Below are 19,609 nucleotides of genomic sequence, written 5' to 3'. Positions count from 1 at the left end.
TGTTTCAACGATATGAAAATTGAACCGATATCTGATTGTAGCACGAAAATCTTGTGGAAATCTAAACACATCTCGCTATTCTACCAATATGAAAAGATCAAGAAACGCAAAAATTATCGCAACGCTGGGCCCGTCGAGTTCGACCCGCACACGTATCGAGCAGTTGTTCAAGGCCGGAGCCGATGTCTTTCGCCTGAATTTCTCGCATGGTTCACACGAAGATCACAAGGAACGCTACGACGCGATCCGCGATGTGGAAAAGGAACTAGGGTCACCCATCGGTATTATGATGGATCTGCAAGGACCGAAATTACGTTTGGGTCAGTTTCGCGATGGCAGTGCTTTGTTGGGGATGGGGCGACGTTTTCGCCTTGATCTGAACAATGCGCCGGGTGATGTGACACGCGCTCCACTTCCCCATCCTGAAATTTTTGAAGTCTTGAAACCGGGCATGACCTTGTTGCTGGATGATGGGAAAATGCGTTTGAAGGTACTGGAATGCGGTGCTGATTTTGCAGAAACTGAGGTGATGGTTGATGGTGTGCTTAGTGATCGCAAAGGGGTAAATGTTCCCGATGCCGTTCTGCCTCTGTCTGCTTTAACAGAAAAAGATATGGCAGATTTACGTTTTGGTCTGCAAATTGGCGTGGATTGGGTAGCCTTGTCTTTTGTGCAGAAAGCCGACGATATTCGCGAAGCGCGCAAAATTATTGGTAAGAAAGCATCCATTATCGCCAAGCTGGAAAAACCGTCTGCAATTGATGATTTGGATGAAATCGTTGAATTGACGGATGCGGTTATGGTGGCACGCGGTGATCTGGGTGTTGAATTACCGCCCGAAGATGTGCCGATCCTGCAAAAACGCATCATTACAAAGGCACGTGAAAAAGGGAGACCGGTTATTGTGGCAACACAAATGCTGGAATCCATGATCACAGCACCAGCTCCGACACGGGCAGAGGCTTCTGATGTTGCAACGGCAATTTATGACGGGACTGATGCGGTGATGTTGTCTGCTGAAACAGCCGCCGGGGATTATCCGATTGAAACGGTCGAGATCATGGATCGGATTATTCAACGTGTTGAAGGGGATATCCTTTATCACAAACTGCGTGATGCAGACCGTGTTGAACCGGAAGAAACCGAAGCCGATGCGATTAGTGCAGCGGCGCGGCAAGTCGCACAAACCATTAAGGCAAAGGCGATTGTAACTTATACAACGACGGGTTCGACCTCTTATCGTGTGGCGCGGGAACGCCCCGAAATCACGATTTTGGGATTGACGCCAAAAGTCGAAACAGCGCGTAAGCTGGCACTTGTTTGGGGTGTGCTGGCTTCTGTGACACCGGATGCTAAAAACTTTAATGAAATGGTTCAAGGTGCGCGCAAAATGGCCAAAGCTGAAAAGATCGGGAAACGTGGGGATACGCTGGTTGTGACTGCAGGGGTGCCGTTTGGTACGCCGGGGGCCACGAACATTCTACGGATCGCGACTTTAAGTTAGGTACATGTTCTCAGAAATTTTTTCTATTCTGGCGCCCGTTTTTGTTTGTGTTGGTATCGGCTATGGCTGGTCCAAAAGCGGACGGGCGTTTGACACCCCGATGGTCACAACAATTGTGACTTATTTTGCAACACCATGCCTTGTGTTTTATGCACTGGCTAAGGTGGAGCTAGATACATCCTATCTGTGGGATATGGGGATTGCCGCTTTGGCGGCCAATATCGCCTTTACACTTATTGGTGCGGCGGTTTTGGCGCTTTTTAAGTTACCGCAACGGGCATTTTTACAGGCTTTAACCTGGCCCAATGTGGGTAATGTCGGCTTGCCGTTGTGCTTGTTGGCATTTGGGCAGGAAGGTCTTGCGCTGGCGGTTGCTTTCTTCACTGTTTATGTGGTGTTGCAAATGACGGTCGGGGTGGCCTTCGTTTCAGGCAGTTTTTCGGCCAAAGCCCTTTTGAAAATGCCGATTATTCCGGCAACTATTCTGGCCTCAGTTTTTTTATTCAGCGATCTTGAAGTCCCCGTCTGGCTTTTTAATACGACAAAACTTATTGGTGATCTGACGATTCCTTTGATGCTGTTTACCTTGGGTGTTTCGCTTGCAAGTTTACAGATGGGCAGTTTAAAACGCGCCGTATGGCTTTCAATTCTGCGTCTTGGTATGGGGTTTGGGGTCGGTGTTGGGTTGGTCAAAATTATGGGACTAAGCGGTGCTGCCGCCGGTGTCGTTATTTTGGAATGTGCCATGCCTGCGGCCGTCTTTTGTTATTTGTTTGCGCAGCTTTATGACCAACGCCCACAGGAAGTCGCCGGTCTGGTAATTGTATCAACGTTCATGGGATTTGCCGCTTTGCCAGCTTTGCTGTGGTACGTCTTGTAAATTCTTCAGAATACTTAAAAAAAAAGGACCGCGATTTCAAATTCGCGGTCCTTTTTTTGTGAGGGTTGTTTCCTTTATTGTGCGGCAACCTGATGCGGTTTGTGATTTCTGAACTCGTCCAGAAGGGTAGCTTCTTTGGCTTTGACTTCCCGGATTGCTTTTTCTTTGACGTGACCGTAACCCCGAATATCGCGGGGAAGATCGGCAATGCGAATGGCAAGTTTCAGATTGTCTGCATTTAGGTTCTGACAGATTTCTTCAATCACCCCTTTATATTCTGAAATCAGAGCACGTTCCTGTTTGCGTTCTTCTGTTTTGCCAAAGATATCGAATTTGGATCCGCGCAATCCTTTGAGTTTTGCCAGCATGTTGAAGGTTTTTAAAACCCAGGGACCATATTCTTTTTTGATAAGATGACCTGTTTTTGGCTCTTTCTCTGACAGAAGTGGCGGGGCAAGATGGAAGGACAGCTTGTAGTTTCCTTCGAACTGTTCATCCAGTTTCTTTTTGAAATCAGGTTGACTGTATAAGCGGGCGACTTCGTATTCATCCTTGTAAGCCATCAGTTTTGCCAGAACGTGCGCGACGGATTTGGTGAGTTCTTGCGACCCTGTTCCCAATTCTTTTTCTGCACGATAGACGCGATCAACCATATGACGGTATTGATCGGCATAGCTTGCATCCTGATAATCACTGAGGAATTTAATGCGATGTTCGATCAATTTATCGAGATCTTGTGGGATGAATTCCGGCTTTTCTTCTTTGATCAGTTCTGACAGTTTGTCCATGTCGTGTGCGGCCCAGCGTCCCAAGATAAAGGCACGTTGGTTGAAATCAATCGCTACACCGTTCAATTCGATGGCTTTTAATAATGCATCTTCTGAAATGGGAATGAGGCCAAGCTGGAAGGCATAACCGACAACAAACAGGTTAGAACCAATGGAATCCCCCAGCAGTTGAGAGGCCAGATGGCTGGCATCAAAGAACCAGCTGTCATTCTCGCTGACGGACTCTGCAATGGATTGTTTCATGTCGTTGGTAGGGAAGGGGGCATCCCGGTTGCAGGTGAAATCGGGTGTCATGACTTTATGATCATTGATGATGACTTTTGATTTACCTGCTTTTAATTTAGCAAGGGAGTCAAAACTTGCAGAAGTCACAAGGTCACAGCCCAGTAAAAGATCGGCTTCACCGGCGGGGATTTTAACCGAATAGATATCTTCAGGACTGTCCGCCAGTCGAATGTGTGAAATAACCGATCCGTTCTTTTGGGCAAGTCCTGTCATATCCAGAACAGAAACACCTTTTTGTTCCATATGGGCAGCCATCCCCAATAATGCACCAATGGTGACAACGCCTGTGCCGCCAATCCCGGTGACAACGATGGAATATGTGTCCTTGGTTGCGGGCAGGATCGGTGCGGGGAGGTGAGTTGTTGCAAATTGATCGGCTTGGGACGTGCCTTCTTTTTTGCGTAACTTGCCGCCATGTACGGAAACAAAGCTCGGACAGAAACCTTTTACGCAGGAATAATCCATATTACAGGTGGATTGGTCGATCTTACGTTTACGACCCAGCAATGTTTCTTTTGGTGTGATGGAAACACAGTTGGAAGCAACGCCACAATCGCCACAGCCTTCGCAGACCGCATCATTGATAAATAGACGGCGGTTTGGTTTCGGGGCTTTCCCCCGTTTACGCATACGACGAAGTTCTGTCGCACAGTGCTGATCATAAATCAGAACGGAGACACCTTTCCAGTTGCGCAGGTCACGTTGTACCTGATCCAGTTCATCACGATGATTGAACGTGACGTTGGGGGCGAAGTCAGTTTTTGTTGGATATTTATTAGGGTCGTCCGCAACAATCGCAATCCGAGCGACACCTTCACCATGTAACTGTTTGGTTAAGCCCTGAATGGTCAAGGGGCCGTCCACGGGTTGCCCGCCTGTCATGGCAACGGCGGCATTGAACAGGATTTTATAGGTGATATTGACATTTGCGCCCAAGGATTGCCGGATTGCGAGGATGCCACTGTGATAATAGGTGCCGTCACCCAAGTTGGCGAAAACGTGTTTTTCTTCTGTGAAATGGCTTTGTCCGACCCATGGCACACCTTCTCCGCCCATTTGGGTAAAGGTCTGTGTTGTATCCGGGCGGACCCATGTTGCCATATAATGGCACCCGATCCCGGCCAAGGCACGAGATCCTTCGGGGACCTTAGTCGATGTGTTATGCGGACAGCCGGAACAGAAAGTCGGCATGCGATGTGTTGTATTGCGCGGTTTTGCGAGTTCCTGTTCCTTGGCATTCAACCAGGCAAGGCGTTTCTGCATGGTTTCATCATCATGGTATTTTTGAATACGTGATGCGATAACGCGGGCAATACGGGCCGGGGATAATTCGTTGGCGCTGGGTAAAATCCATTCGCCTTCTTCATTGAATTTACCGATCACACGGGGGCGTACATTTTCAGACCAGTTATAAAGTTGTTCTTTTAGCTGGTTTTCAATAACGGCACGTTTTTCTTCAACAACAAGAATTTCGTCAAGGCCCTTGGTGAATTCTTTAATGCCTTCGGGTTCCAACGGCCAAGGCATACCGACTTTATAAAGACGGACGCCTAATTGACTGGCGCGTTCTTTATCAATGCCAAGGTCATCCAAGGCTTGAAGAACGTCCTGATAGGATTTGCCGGATGTGACAATACCAAGACGGGCGTTTTTGCTGTCGATCTTGATTTGGTCAATTTTATTGGCACGGGCAAAGGCGATGGCGGCGTAAAGTTTATATTTTTGCAGGCGATATTCCTGATCCAGCGGCTTGTCCGGCCAGCGAATATGAACACCGCCTTCGGGGAAGATAAAATCAGGGTAGGCGGTTTGAATACGGTCCGGGTCTACATAGACGGAAGCAGATGCATCAACCGTTTCCGAGATGGTCTTCATCGCCACCCAACAACCGGAAAAACGCGACATTTCCCAACCGAGTACGCCGTAATCCAGAAATTCCTGTACGTTGGAAGGATTGAGAACCGGAATTTGTGCATCCATAAAAGCATATTCAGACTGGCACGGGATGGTAGAAGATTTACAGTTGTGATCATCACCGGCCAAGGCAAGAACGCCACCATATCTGGATGTACCAGCATAGTTCGCATGTTTAAAAACGTCACCGGAGCGATCAATTCCTGGGGTTTTGCCATACCACATGCCAAAGACACCATCGTATTTTGCGCCTTTAAACAGGCCGACTTGCTGTGATCCCCACACCGCTGTTGCGCCGAGTTCTTCGTTGACACCGGGTTCGAACTGAATGTGCTGTTCGGCAATGAATTTTTTAGCACGCCAAAGTTCGCGGTCCAGATTGCCGAGCGGTGAACCGCGATAGCCGGAAATAAAACAGGCAGTATTTAATCCGCGGAGTAAATCGCGCTGGCGCTGTAGCATGGGCAGGCGAACAAGGGCTTGTGTCCCTGTCATATAAGCTTGCCCACGCTCGAGCGCGTATTTGTCCGATAACGTTACATCGCGTTGAATGTTCATGGCTCGTCCCTGATATAAATGTTTGTACTTATTATGTAAGTATCAGGGAATGAATTGCTAGATTTCAAGTAGGTAAGTGATGCTGACCTAAAATTCGCAATAAAACATGTCGTTTTTGGAAAAACGACTTAAAAAATTACCCAGCCAGTCATTCCCGTGAAGGTAAAATTGCGTGCCATGCAGTGCAGCATTTCGGTTGCATCTGCGAAAAATGTTCGGTTGGCGATTTGAATCGAGATTTAACCGATGAAATCTTCTTCAAATTCCGCCTGAATGTTGCGGACCTCATCCATGTGATTATTCAAGGCCAGAACGCATTCTGCATCCAGACGTTTCCCGGCATTGTCTAATAACCATTGCATGGCGTCGCCATTGGACCACGCGTTTTTATAGGGGCGTTTGCTGGTTAAGGCATCAAATACGTCGGCAACGGCACAGATACGAGATTCCAGCGGGATTTCATTGCCTTTCATGCCATGAGGGTATCCACTGCCGTCCAAAGCCTCATGATGATATAGAACAATATTGTGCAACATTTCGAAGAAATTGACGGACCCTAATCCAAATTCGCGACTCATTAATGAAATGATTTGCCCGCCTTTATGGACATGCGTTTTCATGATTTCATATTCATCGTCGGTTAAACGACCGGGTTTTAATAAAATCTCGTCAGGTACGGCGACTTTGCCCACATCATGCAAGGGGGTGAATTGAAATATATATTCGACCCAATCGTCACCCTTTTGATATTTCGGGGCCAACTCACGTGCGATGAGATGGGCATAGCGTGACATGCGTTCCAGATGGTGACCTGTTTCCTCGTCCCGTTGACGGCTGAATTCCCGTGCAGTTTGAACCGCACCGCGAAAAGTGGTCAGGGTTTGCATTTCGTTGACAACGAGCAAGGAAATCACCCCGGCATATGCCTTGATTGTTGCGCAACGGATATCGGAAAAGAAGTTCTTTTTTGGTGAATTGAAGAAGAGAAATCCGTAAAGATGATCGTTAAAAATAATCGGCATGGTCATACTTGATTTATAACCGGATTCAAGCAGCTTTGTTGAATGGACCTTTTGTGATTCCTGTGATGTCAAATCGTCAATAATGCGCGTTTGATTGTTTTTGGCGATTTCTTGTAAGGAATGGGCTTCCGACAACTTGGCCTGATAAAAGCTGATCGGGGAAATGCCATCAGTTGAATGGGCAAATGTTTTTAAAATATCGGTTTCATGGTCGTATAAAGCCACGGCAATCCGGCATAAGTCAGGATAGTTTGTCCGTATTTCTTCGTGGATTTTATACAATCTCTCACCGAGTGACCAATCTCTCTCACTCAGGGTTTGTTGCAGCATAATGTGTTGTTCTTTCTTTTTTCACTGTGCTTGATCATCTAGAAGCGAGCATTATACGGAACAAAAACGTGAAAAGCGATTATCCTGTTGTATTGAGACTTTAGTGCTTATTTATAGAGTTTTCTTAACTCTTCTCCATATTTAGCATGAAGGATGTGCCTACGAATTTTCAAGGTCGGGGTTAATTCTTCATTTTCAATGGTAAAGGGCGCAGCCTTTAAAATAAATTTCCGAACCTTTTCAATATTGGATAGTTCCTTGTTTACACGACTGATGGCGTGGGAAATATCGGCAATAAATTCTTTATGGGAAATTAGTTGTTGCAGATTATATTCGATATTGTGCGCTTTTGCCCATTCCATTGCATACTCTTCATCCGGGATAATCAGGGCAACCAGATGTGGGCGCTTGTCCCCATAGACCATAGACTGTGATATTTCTTTTTCCAGCGATAGAAAACCTTCTACACGTTGTGGGGAAATGTTATCGCCGCCTGAATTCACGATGATATCTTTCTTGCGATCCGTGATTTGCAAATATTGGTCATCGTCCAGAAAACCGATATCTCCGGTATGTAGCCAATTGTCTTTTAAGGCCTCTTTTGTTGCTTTTTCATTGCGCCAGTAACCTTTCATGACCAATTCGCCACGAACCAGAATTTCACCATCTGATGCGATTTTTATATCTGCATGGTTCAGGGCAGGGCCGACGGTATGCATTTTGATCTTTTGCGGTGTATTGACGCTGATCACCGGACCGGATTCCGTTTGGCCGTAGCCCTGTAAAATACGAATGCCCAATCCCTGAAAGAACAATCCGACATCCGGGTTCAAAGGGCCGCCACCTGATACCATTGCCTTGAGGCGCCCACCAAAACGTTGACGGACTTTATTGCGCACGAGACGTTCCAGAAAGAAATTCTGGATGGTTCCGATTAATCCAAGGGATTCGCCCAGATGTTTGGCTTTGCCCAAGGCACAGGTTTTTAAAAAGAGATTGCGTTTGCTTTCACTTTCTTTTTCAAGTCCACGCAAGATTTTTTGGCGCATCATTTCATAAAGGCGAGGCACAGCGGTCATAAGGGTCGGGTGACATTCTGCCATGTTGGTGGCCAGCGTTTCTGCGCGTTCAGCGTAATAGATTTGTGCACCAAGATAAACAGGCCACATGAGACCCGCGGTATGCTCATAAGAATGAGACAAGGGAAGGAAGGAGAGGAAAACCTCGTTATCCAAACCAATGGATTCTAACAGGCCTGTTGCCCCCACACAGTTATGAAGGATGGAGCGATGCGGTAGCATCACGCCTTTTGGGGTGCCGCCTGTCCCGGATGTATAGATAATACAAGCGGTATCTTCGCGTGTAATGGCGTTGGCTTCCCCAATGATATCGTCGGTGAGCATGGCCCCCTTATTCAGCATATCATCCCACAGATAGACCGGATGAGATAACTCTTGTTTTAAATCAAGCTTTTCCATCGATATGGCAAATTCCACATCAGCGGCTTCATGACTGGCATGAAGCAAGGGCGCGGCAAGTTTGGCGGTGGATACAATAACGGCTTTGGCCTGTGCATTGTTCAGGATATGACGATGGTCATTGACCGTGTTGGTCGTATAGGCAGGAACTGTGATAGCACCGCATGCCATAATGGCCATATCGGCCATGACCCATTCGCTGCGATTTTCCGATACCAGAACGACGCGGTCACCTTTTTGAATGCCAAGATTACGCAAGGCACGAGCCAGATGAACAACATTATCTGAACTTTGTTTCCAACTGGTTGATTGGTACGTGCCGTTGACTTTCTGCCAAACGAACGGATTAGACGCCCGTTTTTGCGCTTGTTCAAAGAACATGGATACCAGATTAGGCCAATTGGGATGTGTCATGGAAATATTCGGTACTGAGAGTTGACAATATAGACGGATACAACAATTCTAACCCGAAAGGCGGAAAATGCATGCGCCGATCTACTTTATGAATATCCGTTTATGCCCTAAACTTCCCTATCGTTCAAAGTGAAATGACAAAAATATGACGACAAAATTACCGACTTGGGACTTAACCCACCTTTATAGCGCCATTGATGCCCCGCAGTTGCGAGACGATCTTAACACAGCAAAGGAATTGGCGCAGAGCTTCGCCAAAGCGTATCAAGGCAAGCTTGCTGAACTTGGAGGGGCAGAGTTTGCAAATGCGCTGAAACGGTATGAAGAACTGGACGATATTTTGGGCCGTGTGGTGAGTTATGCGCAACTCCAGTATGCCGCAGACAATGCTGATAGTGCGATTGCGCAATTTTACCAGAATGTACAAGAAGAAATTACAGACCTTTCCAGTGCTATTCTTTTCTTTACCTTGGAAATAAATAAGCTGGATGATGCTGTTCTAGAACGTTATTTTGAAGATGATACCTGTGCTTATTACCGTGCGTGGGTAATGGATGTCCGTGCCTATCGTCCGTATCAACTGGATGAAGAAATTGAACGTCTGCTTCACGAAAAATCAGTCAGTGGGCGACGGGCCTGGTCACGTCTGTTTGACGAAACAATGGCGGGTTTGCGTTTCCCATTTCAGGGGAATATGCTGACCAATTCAGAAATTCTGGATAAATTATCATCCAAAGAGGGGGCTGTGCGCAAAGAGGCGGCAAAATCCTTTGGTCAGGTGCTTGGTGATAATATTCGTCTGTTGTCTTTAATTACCAATACGCTTGCGAAAGACAAAGCGACAGAGGATCAATGGCGTGGGTTTGATCGTCCGATTTCGTCGCGCAATATCTCCAACTTGGTTGAAGACGAGGTCGTGGATGCCTTGATCGGGTCGGTCAAAGAGTCTTATGGCGATTTATCACACCGTTATTATGCCCTGAAAGCCAAATGGTTCGGTGTGGATCAAATGGATTATTGGGATCGGAATGCCCCTTTGCCGGAAGATGATGATGGCAAAATTGAATGGGACAACGCGCGCGAAATCGTTCTGAATGCCTATCAAGCGTTTGATCCGAAAATGGCTGAGATCGGCAAGCGTTTCTTTGATGAGAACTGGATTGATGTACCGCCGCGCGCTGGCAAGGATAGCGGAGCCTTTTCCCATCCGGTGACACCATCGGCGCACCCTTATATTCTGTTGAACTATCATGGCAAAGTGCGTGATGTGATGACACTGGCGCATGAATTGGGGCATGGTGTGCATCAGGTTTTGGCGGCGGACCAAGGGGCATTAATGGCAAATACACCTTTGACTTTGGCGGAAACCGCGTCAGTCTTTGGTGAAATGCTGACGTTCCGTTCTATGTTAAACGGTGAAACGGATGAAAAACGCCGCCGTATTATGTTGGCGGGCAAGGTTGAGGATATGCTTAACACCGTGGTGCGTCAGGTGGCTTTTTGTGATTTTGAACGCCATGTTCACGATGAACGGCGCAAAGGGGAGCTGAGTTCGGATCGTCTTGGGGAAATATGGATGAATGTTCAAACCGAAAGTCTGGGTGGTGCGTTTCGTTTTGATGACGAATACAAGCATTACTGGGCTTATATTCCGCACTTCATTCATTCACCATTTTATGTCTATGCCTATGCTTTTGGGGATTGTTTGGTGAACTCACTTTATGATGTTTATCAAAATGGCCATGACGGATTCCAGCAGAAATATATGGATATGCTGCGGGCCGGTGGATCAAAACGTCACAAGGAACTACTAGCGCCCTTTGGGCTGGATGCCAGTGATCCAACCTTCTGGAAACGAGGGTTGAAAGTTGTTTCCGGTTTCATTGATGAATTGGAAGACGTTATTTAAAAAAATGTTGTGTCAGACGGTTGGGTTGATTTTAGTGGCTCAGCCGTCCCACAGGTTTTCGCCGCCGGGCAGGCTGCACCGTGCGCGAATAAGGAATTCAGGTGTAATTTCAATTGCTTCGCAGAAAGCCAGCAAGGCACTTTCATCACTCAGTAAAAAATCCAGAATGCCACCTAAAAAAGCCGGGTCCTGCATGTTTTCACGCAGATCATCCAAGCCCATTCCGGTTTGAGCCAGCAAACCGTTCAAAGCACGTTCTTCTTGCCCGATAAAGGCAATGGCTTGCAAGGCGATCGTTTCGGCTTGTTCCTGTTTCAAGGTTGCTTAACCCACTTGCGTTTGCGGCTCATCCGGATCTTGATGTTCTTCACGTATTTCAAGGATACGGGTCAAAATGCTCATGAAATGAGGAACGAGGTTAGGGTCAAAATGGCTACCTGATTGTTCTTCAACAAACGCAATGGCATCCTTGACATCCCATGCTTTCTTATACGGGCGTGCCGAGGTCAAGGCATCAAAAACATCACAAATGGCAGCGATACGGGCCTCGATCGGAATGGCTTCGCCTTTCAAGCCATAAGGGTAGCCTGACCCATCCCATTTTTCATGGTGTGCAATCGCAATGGTGCGCGCCATTTGAATCATTTCAGACTCATTATCCGCCAGAATGTCAGCACCAAGTTCTGCATGACTTTTCATGGTTTCCCATTCTTGCGGAGTCAACTTACCGGGTTTTAGCAGGATATGATCGGGGATACCGATTTTGCCGACATCGTGCATGGGGCTTGCATAAAGGATCAATTCTGCATGGCGTTCCGTTAAACCGGCTTCGAGAGCGAGAAGCTGGCAGCATTTCGACATACGGATAACATGTTCGCCGGTTTCATTATCACGATATTCCCCCGCACGCCCAAGGCAGCGAATGATATCAAGCTGTGATTTGCGTAATTCTGCCGTGGCCTCATGGACCTTATCTTCCAGCGTATGGGTATATTCTTTCTTTTGCTTATAAAGATGGCGGATTTCGAGGGAATTATGAATACGTTGCAGAACCTCAGCATGCTGGAATGGTTTTGTTACAAAATCACGCGCTCCAAGGTCAAGGGAGCGTAGGCGTGTTTCCATATCCGTTTGTGCTGTGAGAACAAGAACCGGTAAATAGTCGTCCTGATCGTGATGTTCTTTCAATTGCTTCATGACTTCAAAACCGTTCATTTTCGGCATTTGAATGTCAAGCAAGATAAGGTCAAAATCATTTTCTTCATGCAAGGCACGCACCTGTGTAGGGTCGGTCGTGCTGCTGACGTTTTGATAGTCTTCCTGCATAAGCAGGGCTTCCAATAGTAGAACATTGGATGGGTTATCGTCGACGACAAGAATGCGCGACTCTTTTAATGTTTCAACTTCAACAGCCATTTGGCTCTCCCCTCGCGTCCTAATCTTTTGGAGCAGTCATGTATTTTTATCATACCGTTACACAGTTTCCAAAAAACTTTCGTAAAAAAATACCATTTATTTTAGAGGGTTATCTTTATGCGTATGATGAGTACAAAATATTTACAGTCTTTTAGATCGAAATCAGTCGCAATTCCATAGATAAAATAATGTTTCTATTTTTCTTCTTTAAGTTGTTTTTTTGGTTGCGCGTGGTTGAGTTACTCTCTGCCCCATGTGGATTGTGCATAGTCTTTAAGGACTGTGATAAAGGCTTTTTCTAAAGGGGATGGTTTTTTATCCAACAATTGGGTAAGGCAGATGCTGTTGTTCTCGCCGCGACTGCGTGGTGTGATTTCTATCAATTCACCGCGTTCAACATATTCTTTAATCAGATTGCTGCCGTTTGCAAAGGCGCCAAGATGGCGACGTGCACAGTCAATAAGAGCAATACCGTTATTTGCGATTATCCGCTTTTTTAAAGAAGAGGGTATTTTGTCAAATTGATCATGAAACCAGCTTTTGAGTTCTAGTGCTGTTTCCCGTGTGGTGAGAAAATCTAGAGAAGCAAGATTCTGGAAACTGAGATCACCTGCAATATTTTCTTCGTAATATTGAGGTGAACAGGCCAGAACGACGAATTCATCAATGAGGGTTTCACTGAAACAATAAGACTGGAAATTGCGATGAAGTTCTTCACCACCATAAATATCTATGATAGCGAAATCCAATTCCCCCTTCATCAAACGTGCGAGTTGTAAGGTCGAATTTTCTAGATAGAGATGAATTTCGACGTTGGGATAAAGCGCGTTGAACCGTTCAACAATACGCGGCATATAAAGTGTGCCGGTCGCTTGTGGGGCGCCGATATGTAAAACTCCCGCGCGGGTGTCTTGATTGTTTGATACTGCATTGATTTCGATATTCAACTGATCCAGAAGGGGACCGACATTGCGCGCCAATTGGTGACCTTGCGGCGTTGGAATAAGCCCTTTAGGCAAACGTGTGAACAGGCTAATGCCCAATTCTTCTTCTAATCGCGATAAATTCTGACTGATTGCAGGTCGAGTGACTTTGAGTAAAGCGGCCGCATCAGCCGTATTCCCGCATTCATAAACCGTTTTGAAAATATGAAGCTTGTTTAAAGACATGAGTAATCAAATCTAACTCTGTAATAAAATAAGTTTAGATTTAATTATCCATCGTGTTACGGCATCTTGTCAAGGAAACCTCCAAATGAATACGACGTTCTCTTAAAATTAAAGAAAGATACTGCCGATGCCCGCAACCAAGTTGACCGGTTTAATAGCCGGTTGTGCGATTACGTTGACATGGTCGTCCTGGATTATGGCAACCCGATTGGGGTTGAAAACGGATATCGGTGTTTACGACCTGTTGGCACTTCGTTTTATGGTGGCCTGTTTGGTTCTGGTGCCGGTCTTATGGTATTTTGGCATATGGAAAGGGCTGTCTGCACGACGTTACCTTATTCTTGCCGTTCTGGGTGGATTGCCTCAAAACATCCTGACATATGAAGCCGTGGAGCGTAGCCCGGTTGCGTTGGTTTCCGTCTTTATGTACGGAACAACGCCCGTTGTAACGGCTGTTATCTCCTATTTATTTTTGCGCAAAAAAATTACGATGGAGCAAGCTCTGGGCAGTGCCGTTATTTTTGGTGGCATTTTGTTGATGATTGCCGATCAATCGGGCATTGAGTTTGATTTAACGGTATGGAGTGGCAATGCAATGGCTGTGCTTGCAATTGCGTCTTTCGCGGCCTTTATTATATATGCGGAACGCTGGCAGATCAGTATTGGGCAAAGCTTGACGGCTTGTACTGTTTTAAACGGGTTGTTTTTTTTGCCATTGTGGATTTTGTTTTCTGATACATCGTTGTTGGTTGAATATAAATTCAGTGAACTGCTGTTTCAGGGGGCGTTGCAGGGGCTTGTGCCCGGCCTGTTTGCGATGTTGGTAACGACTTATGCTGCGCGAAGGATTGGCGCTGGTGCCGTTTCCTTGTTTTATGCCATGATCCCGGTTTGTGCCGCGACACTTGCGGTGCCTTTTTTGGGCGAGGAGATGACCCAAGGCCAGATGATCGGTGTGGGGATTGCGACGCTCGGCATCGTTATGGCATCAACGGATTCCAAACGATGGATGAAATTGCGTTGGGCGAAAACACAAGGTGTATCTTAATCCAGTACAGCATCCTTGTGACCTAGATGATTCATCACTGTACTGTAAGAGTCTTTGATGTGATGGATGGTTAGCTCGTAAGCTTTTTCAACATCACCGGCTTCGCAGGCTTCTAGAATGGCCATATGTTCTTCATGCGCCTTTTCCATTCCACCTGATAAATTGAGCTGCGCCCGAATGTAAGAATCAATCCGATCAATTGAATCATTGACGATCTTCAGATGGATCGGGCGGCTAGCATCACGATAAAGTGCCTCGTGGAACTGTCGGTTCAATTCTCCCCATTTACTGGAGTCTTGTTCCGCTGCTAATTTACCCAAACACTCGCTTGCGATTCGCAATGTGCCTTTGGACATATTTTGTACGGCGTAACGAATAATATTAGGTTCAAGCAACAAACGAATTTCGTAGATCTCGCGGATTTCCTCTTTATTTGGGGAGGAAACAATGGCGCCTTTATAGCGTTCGTTACGAACAAGTCCTTGTGATTCAAGGCGTTTCAAGGCTTCTCGCACAGGAATACGAGATACATTGAAAATTTTTGCGATATATTCCTGACGAATGGATTCACCCGCTTTCAACGAACCGCTGATGATGGCATCACGCAACGCGTCGAAAATAATATCTGAAGAAGACGCGGTCTTTCCCAGATCAATCGCCCGTTGTTTCAAATCGTCGTACAAAGTCCGTCCTTTCAATGGTTTCAGCCGTTTGGTGCATAATCCACAAACAACTTTATGTCAAACTAAGTGGAGTATATAGAAATTTTTGTAAAAAATATATTGCATATTGGATCCAATTTAAAATATGGTTCTACATCGCTGATTTGAAGATGACGAATAAAGCGCGCAAATCAGATTTGTTTTATATTTGGAGGTTTCAATGATTGGACGTTTTCTTAAGACTATGGCACTGGGTGCTGGTCTTGCCATCGCATTTTCCCAATCCCCTGCGCATGCAGACAAACTGGACGACGTAATTGACAACGGTGAACTGCGTTGTGGCGTTGTTCTTGATTTCCCGCCGATCGGCTATCGTGACGAAAAAAATGAGCCGGCCGGTTATGATGTGGATATGTGTAAAGATCTGGCAAAAGTGCTTGGTGTAGATCTTAAGTTACTGCCTGTGACATGGTCCGAACGCCTGCCGTTGATCGTTACAAACCGCGCAGACGTGGTTATCGGGTCAACATCTGATGCGTTGGAACGTGCAAAAACAGTTGGTTTTTCAATTCCTTACGTAATTTTCTTTGCGCAAGCAATCGTTAACAAAGATGCAGGTGTGAAAACATTTGATGACCTGGCTGGCAAGCGTGTTGCTGCTGGTTTGGGTACTGTTGAAGAAGCAGCGTATCTGGAAATTGCAAAGAAACGCGGTTGGGAAAAAAATTATCAAGCTTATCAAAGCCAAAACGAAGTTGTTCTGGCGGTTGCACAGGGTAAAGCAGACGTTGGCATTACAACCAACACAGCTGTTCGCCCGATTGTGCAACAATATGACACGATTGAAGCTGGTCCGCGTATGCCGTGGACACCGGATTATGCCTCCTTTGCCGGTCCGCGCAAGGATGTCTCTTGGCTGAATTACCTCAACCTGTTCATCACGCACCAGGTTCGTTCAGGGCGTTATGCTGAATTGTGGGAAACTTATGTCGGTGGCGAAGCACCCGAACTGCGTATCCCCGGCGTAATGTACTAAGAGAACGCTCGCATATATTCCCCGGGTCATCATCCGCTGATAAACTCGGCCCGGGGCTTTTTTTGCCGGAGGTAAGTAATCGTGGATTACAATTTTCACTGGCGCCCTGTGTTTCAGAAACTGCCGGAACTTCTTCAGGCAAGTCTGACGACGATTGAGGTTGCCGTACTTTCAATGATCATCGGCATAGCCCTCGGCCTTTTGTTGGCCTTGGCGAGAATGTCGCCGATCAAGCCGCTGCGGTGGTTTGCGACGTGTTGGGTCGAACTGGCGCGTAACACACCTGCGCTGTTTCAATTATTCTTTTTTGGTTTTGGTCTGGGTGCATTCGGCATTCATTTTGCACCGTATTTTATCGTCCTGTTTGGACTTTCATTTAATAATGCAGGTTATTTAGCAGAAAACTTCCGTGGTGGTTTTCAGGCTGTTCCCGATACGCAATTACGTGCTGCGCGTTCGTTGGGAATGACGATCCCACAAGCTTATATCCGTATCATTATTCCGCAGGTTTTACGTATCGTTTACCACCCGATGACCAACCAGATGGTCTGGGCCGTTTTGATGAGCTCTCTTGGGATGATGGTCGGTTTTCGTGAATTGTCAGGTGAAACGCAGTTCTTTGCATCCAAGACATTTCGTATTTTTGAATATTTTGCAGCGACTGCCATTATTTACTACGCGATTGTAAAGATTATTTTGGGCGCAGCAAAATTGGCATCTATCCGCCTGTTTCGGTATTAGGAGGGCGAATTAGATGAGTAATAATATGTCATTCTTTAGCGGTTTTCAGCCTCATGATCTTTTGTTCATGGCGGAAGCTGCGGGACAAACGCTTCTGATTTCCGTTTTGTCGATTTCGACCGGAACTGTGTTTGGTATAATTTTTGGTTGGATGTTGCAAAGTGGGAACTGGGTTGTTCGCGCTCTGCTGGGGACGGTTCTGGATATCTTCAGAAGTGTGCCGCTTTTGATCCAACTGGTTTTGTTCTTCAACTTCTTCCCGATTATGGGGTGGCCGCTGGAACCGTTTGCTGCAGGGACGTTTGTTTTAAGTCTCTATACGGCTTCACTGGTTGCACAGGTTGCGCGTGGTGGGATCGAAGCTGTCGGTAAGCCGATGCGCCGCGCCGCACGTTCCTTGGGTATGAGTTATTGGCAGGATATGCGCTATGTCGTGTGGCCAATTGGATTGCGTGCTGTTTTCCCGGCGTGGGTCGGTGTTGCCCTTGGGGTTATGAAAGATAGCGCCTTGGTCTCTGTACTGGGCTATGTGGAATTGCTGCGTGCGTCACAAATTCTGATCACACGAACACAAGAACCATTTATCATTTTGGCAGTGGCCGGTGCGTTTTACTTCGCACTTTCCTATCCGTTGTCTAAATATTCACAGAAATTAGAAGAAAGGTGGGCGTCATGATCGAGATCAAAGGACTCCACAAATATTTCGGGGATTTGCACGTCCTCAAGGGCATCGACCTGAATGTTGCAAAAGGTGAAGTTCTGAGCGTGATCGGGTCTTCCGGTTCCGGGAAATCGACGTTGCTCTACTGTATCAATGGTCTGGAAGAAATTCAGAAAGGTGCGGTTATTGTGGATGGTGTCGATGTGCATGCCAAAGGAACCGATGTCAACAAACTACGCCAAAATCTGGGGATGGTTTTCCAGCAATGGAACTCTTTCCCGCATTTGACCGCCCTTGAAAATGTGGCCCTGGCGCCGCAGATTGTGAAAAAACATTCCAAAACAGATGCTTTGGAAATTGCTGCTAAACAACTCAAACACGTTGGGTTGGGGGACAAGCTGGATGTTTATCCCAATTCATTGTCTGGTGGTCAGCAGCAACGTTTGGCAATCGCACGCGCTTTGGCGATGGAACCGGAATATATGTTGTTTGACGAAGCAACGTCCGCACTTGACCCGGAACTGGTCGGTGAGGTTCTGGAAACCATGCGCATGTTGGCAGAAGAAGGCATGACCATGATTTGTGTCACGCATGAAATGGGGTTTGCCCGTGATGTGTCTGACCGTGTTGCCTATTTCCATCAAGGGATTATGGAAGAAATCGGCCCGCCGGAACAAATTTTCGGTGAAGCCCAGAGTGAACATACACGTAAGTTCCTCGCAAACGTCCGTTAAGACGAGACTATAGCAATCCAGTTGGGATTGCGACGATGCAAGTTGCGTCGATTGAATAGATTAGAGCATGGCGAGTGATAGTGATTGATCACGCCATGCCCTAATAAAAAATAATGAAATCATATACTTATCTTTGGAAGGATTGAGAACCATGTGGAATGGAATGATGCCTGCTGTCACAACGAAATTTACAGCAGACGGTGCGATTGACGCCGCAGAAATGGAACGTTGCGTTGGTTTGCAGATGGATGCAGGCAATGCAGGCGTTATTGTGTGCGGGACATTGGGCGAAGGCAATATGCTGTCCCACGAGGAACGCATTGAAACGGTAAAAATTGCAAAATCGGCTTGCGGCAATAAGCCCGTCTTATTGACAGTTAGCGAAGCGGGTACCCGCGAAGCGTGTGATCTTGCGCAAATGGGCCGTAAAGCTGGTGCGGATGGCCTGATGATTGTACCGAGCCCGATCTATCACACTGATCGTGACGAGACGATCACAAACCTGAAAGCAATTTCTTCTGCCGGTGATTTGCCGGTGATGATCTATTCAAACCGCGTCGCTTACCGTGTGGATGTAACACCGGAAATGATGATGGAACTGGCGGATGATGACCGTATGGTTGCCGTTAAGGAAAGTTCTGACGATATCCGCCGTTTGACGGAAATTATCAATGTTTGTGGTGATCGTTTTAAAATTCTGACAGGTGTGGACAACCTTGGTTTGGAAGCCTTGTTGATGGGCGCAGATGGCTGGGTTTCCGGCGTTTCTATTGCTTTCCCGAAAGAAAATCAGCGTATCTATGATCTGGTGCGTGCCGGTCGTACGGAAGAAGCGCGTGAGATCTATCGTTGGTTACGCCCTCTTCTGGATCTGGACGTTTCGACGTTCCTTGTTCAGCAAATTAAGCTGGCTGAAGCGATTTCTGTAGGTTCTACGGAATATGTACGTCCGCCGCGTCAAATCCTGAAAGGCGAGCACCGCGCACGTGTTGAAAAAATCATCCGTGACCAAATCGCTTGCCGCCCGGACTTGTCTAAATACGCACTCTAAGCAAAGGGA

Annotated in this window: 16 protein-coding genes; 9 read left to right on the top strand and 7 right to left on the bottom strand. The window is 46.6% G+C overall.

Translation table 11 applies throughout. The annotated features are described in order from the left end of the window. The first annotated feature begins 88 nt into the window (after nt 1–88). Nucleotides 89–1,504, top strand: a complete 1,416-nt coding sequence (pyk, locus tag ACI0FF_RS11880) for a pyruvate kinase (protein ID WP_419797037.1) — start codon at nt 89–91, stop codon at nt 1,502–1,504. Between the two features lie 4 nt (nt 1,505–1,508). Beyond that, complete coding sequence (locus ACI0FF_RS11875) at nt 1,509–2,384, top strand: AEC family transporter (RefSeq protein WP_419797036.1); 876 nt, start codon at nt 1,509–1,511, stop codon at nt 2,382–2,384. A 74-nt stretch (nt 2,385–2,458) separates the two neighbouring features. Here the strand turns inward: ACI0FF_RS11875 and ACI0FF_RS11870 are convergent, their stop codons facing one another. From ACI0FF_RS11870 to ACI0FF_RS11860, 3 genes are all read right to left on the bottom strand, one after another. Then, a complete protein-coding gene (locus ACI0FF_RS11870) occupies nt 2,459–5,929 on the bottom strand; it encodes an indolepyruvate ferredoxin oxidoreductase family protein (RefSeq protein ID WP_419797035.1) in 3,471 nt (1,156 codons plus the stop codon). A 239-nt stretch (nt 5,930–6,168) separates the two neighbouring features. Beyond that, complete coding sequence (locus ACI0FF_RS11865) at nt 6,169–7,281, bottom strand: HD domain-containing phosphohydrolase (RefSeq protein WP_419797034.1); 1,113 nt, start codon at nt 7,279–7,281, stop codon at nt 6,169–6,171. 107 nt (nt 7,282–7,388) lie between these two features. Beyond that, the gene (locus ACI0FF_RS11860; protein ID WP_419797033.1) at nt 7,389–9,173 is read right to left on the bottom strand and encodes an AMP-dependent synthetase/ligase; all 1,785 of its coding nucleotides are present in this window, start codon (nt 9,171–9,173) and stop codon (nt 7,389–7,391) included. A 145-nt stretch (nt 9,174–9,318) separates the two neighbouring features. Between ACI0FF_RS11860 and ACI0FF_RS11855 the strand changes: the two genes are divergently transcribed. Next, nucleotides 9,319–11,082: a M3 family oligoendopeptidase gene (locus ACI0FF_RS11855; RefSeq protein WP_419797032.1), complete on the top strand. Its 1,764-nt coding sequence runs from the start codon at nt 9,319–9,321 to the stop codon at nt 11,080–11,082. 39 nt (nt 11,083–11,121) lie between these two features. Here the strand turns inward: ACI0FF_RS11855 and ACI0FF_RS11850 are convergent, their stop codons facing one another. The 3 genes from ACI0FF_RS11850 to ACI0FF_RS11840 all read right to left on the bottom strand — a co-directional run bounded on the left by ACI0FF_RS11850 (nt 11,122) and on the right by ACI0FF_RS11840 (nt 13,667). Continuing rightward, nucleotides 11,122–11,400, bottom strand: a complete 279-nt coding sequence (locus tag ACI0FF_RS11850) for a DUF3572 domain-containing protein (protein ID WP_419797031.1) — start codon at nt 11,398–11,400, stop codon at nt 11,122–11,124. Between the two features lie 6 nt (nt 11,401–11,406). After that, the gene (locus ACI0FF_RS11845; RefSeq protein ID WP_419797030.1) at nt 11,407–12,498 is read right to left on the bottom strand and encodes an HD domain-containing phosphohydrolase; all 1,092 of its coding nucleotides are present in this window, start codon (nt 12,496–12,498) and stop codon (nt 11,407–11,409) included. Between the two features lie 239 nt (nt 12,499–12,737). Continuing rightward, a complete protein-coding gene (locus ACI0FF_RS11840; protein WP_419797029.1) occupies nt 12,738–13,667 on the bottom strand; it encodes a LysR family transcriptional regulator in 930 nt (309 codons plus the stop codon). Nucleotides 13,668–13,794: 127 nt separating this feature from the next. On the opposite strand from ACI0FF_RS11840, the gene ACI0FF_RS11835 reads away from it, so the two are divergent. Beyond that, nucleotides 13,795–14,715: a DMT family transporter gene (locus ACI0FF_RS11835; RefSeq protein ID WP_419797028.1), complete on the top strand. Its 921-nt coding sequence runs from the start codon at nt 13,795–13,797 to the stop codon at nt 14,713–14,715. Here the strand turns inward: ACI0FF_RS11835 and ACI0FF_RS11830 are convergent. Then, complete coding sequence (locus tag ACI0FF_RS11830; protein ID WP_419797027.1) at nt 14,712–15,398, bottom strand: GntR family transcriptional regulator; 687 nt, start codon at nt 15,396–15,398, stop codon at nt 14,712–14,714. The two genes, ACI0FF_RS11835 and ACI0FF_RS11830, sit on opposite strands and share 4 nt — an antisense overlap. A gap of 199 nt (nt 15,399–15,597) precedes the next feature. Here ACI0FF_RS11830 and ACI0FF_RS11825 point away from each other — a divergent pair, with 199 nt between their 5' ends. The 5 genes from ACI0FF_RS11825 to ACI0FF_RS11805 all read left to right on the top strand — a co-directional run bounded on the left by ACI0FF_RS11825 (nt 15,598) and on the right by ACI0FF_RS11805 (nt 19,600). Further along, complete coding sequence (locus ACI0FF_RS11825) at nt 15,598–16,413, top strand: transporter substrate-binding domain-containing protein (protein WP_419797026.1); 816 nt, start codon at nt 15,598–15,600, stop codon at nt 16,411–16,413. A gap of 81 nt (nt 16,414–16,494) precedes the next feature. Continuing rightward, nucleotides 16,495–17,154, top strand: coding sequence for an amino acid ABC transporter permease (locus ACI0FF_RS11820; RefSeq protein ID WP_419797025.1), 660 nt, complete (start codon nt 16,495–16,497; stop codon nt 17,152–17,154). Between the two features lie 13 nt (nt 17,155–17,167). Further along, nucleotides 17,168–17,830 (top strand): amino acid ABC transporter permease, encoded by a 663-nt coding sequence (locus tag ACI0FF_RS11815; protein ID WP_419797024.1) that lies wholly within the window; start codon nt 17,168–17,170, stop codon nt 17,828–17,830. After that, nucleotides 17,827–18,549 carry an amino acid ABC transporter ATP-binding protein gene (locus ACI0FF_RS11810; protein ID WP_417820329.1) on the top strand — a complete coding sequence of 241 codons (723 nt, stop codon included), beginning with the start codon at nt 17,827–17,829 and terminating at the stop codon, nt 18,547–18,549. Before ACI0FF_RS11815 ends, ACI0FF_RS11810 begins: the two co-directional genes overlap by 4 nt. A gap of 151 nt (nt 18,550–18,700) precedes the next feature. Next, nucleotides 18,701–19,600, top strand: coding sequence for a dihydrodipicolinate synthase family protein (locus ACI0FF_RS11805; RefSeq protein ID WP_419797023.1), 900 nt, complete (start codon nt 18,701–18,703; stop codon nt 19,598–19,600). Nucleotides 19,601–19,609 lie beyond the last annotated feature (9 nt).

It is taken from the genome of Terasakiella sp. 4MB5A, from assembly GCF_050058155.1.
GTDB classification, from domain to species: Bacteria; Pseudomonadota; Alphaproteobacteria; order Rhodospirillales; family Terasakiellaceae; genus Terasakiella; species Terasakiella halodenitrificans.
This window is presented reverse-complemented; position numbering and strand designations above follow the sequence as displayed.

What these genes read in the sequence shown, in the direction of transcription:
- ACI0FF_RS11875 (WP_419797036.1), top strand. Translation starts at nt 1,509, where the DNA reads ATGTTCTCAGAAATTTTTTCTATTCTGGCGCCCGTTTTTGTTTGTGTT.
- ACI0FF_RS11810 (WP_417820329.1), top strand. Translation starts at nt 17,827, where the DNA reads ATGATCGAGATCAAAGGACTCCACAAATATTTCGGGGATTTGCACGTC.
- ACI0FF_RS11835 (WP_419797028.1), top strand. Translation starts at nt 13,795, where the DNA reads ATGCCCGCAACCAAGTTGACCGGTTTAATAGCCGGTTGTGCGATTACG.
- ACI0FF_RS11855 (WP_419797032.1), top strand. Translation starts at nt 9,319, where the DNA reads ATGACGACAAAATTACCGACTTGGGACTTAACCCACCTTTATAGCGCC.
- ACI0FF_RS11840 (WP_419797029.1), bottom strand. Translation starts at nt 13,667, where the DNA reads ATGTCTTTAAACAAGCTTCATATTTTCAAAACGGTTTATGAATGCGGG.
- ACI0FF_RS11865 (WP_419797034.1), bottom strand. Translation starts at nt 7,281, where the DNA reads ATGCTGCAACAAACCCTGAGTGAGAGAGATTGGTCACTCGGTGAGAGA.
- ACI0FF_RS11825 (WP_419797026.1), top strand. Translation starts at nt 15,598, where the DNA reads ATGATTGGACGTTTTCTTAAGACTATGGCACTGGGTGCTGGTCTTGCC.
- pyk (WP_419797037.1), top strand. Translation starts at nt 89, where the DNA reads ATGAAAAGATCAAGAAACGCAAAAATTATCGCAACGCTGGGCCCGTCG.
- ACI0FF_RS11870 (WP_419797035.1), bottom strand. Translation starts at nt 5,929, where the DNA reads ATGAACATTCAACGCGATGTAACGTTATCGGACAAATACGCGCTCGAG.
- ACI0FF_RS11860 (WP_419797033.1), bottom strand. Translation starts at nt 9,173, where the DNA reads ATGACACATCCCAATTGGCCTAATCTGGTATCCATGTTCTTTGAACAA.
- ACI0FF_RS11805 (WP_419797023.1), top strand. Translation starts at nt 18,701, where the DNA reads ATGTGGAATGGAATGATGCCTGCTGTCACAACGAAATTTACAGCAGAC.
- ACI0FF_RS11815 (WP_419797024.1), top strand. Translation starts at nt 17,168, where the DNA reads ATGAGTAATAATATGTCATTCTTTAGCGGTTTTCAGCCTCATGATCTT.
- ACI0FF_RS11845 (WP_419797030.1), bottom strand. Translation starts at nt 12,498, where the DNA reads ATGGCTGTTGAAGTTGAAACATTAAAAGAGTCGCGCATTCTTGTCGTC.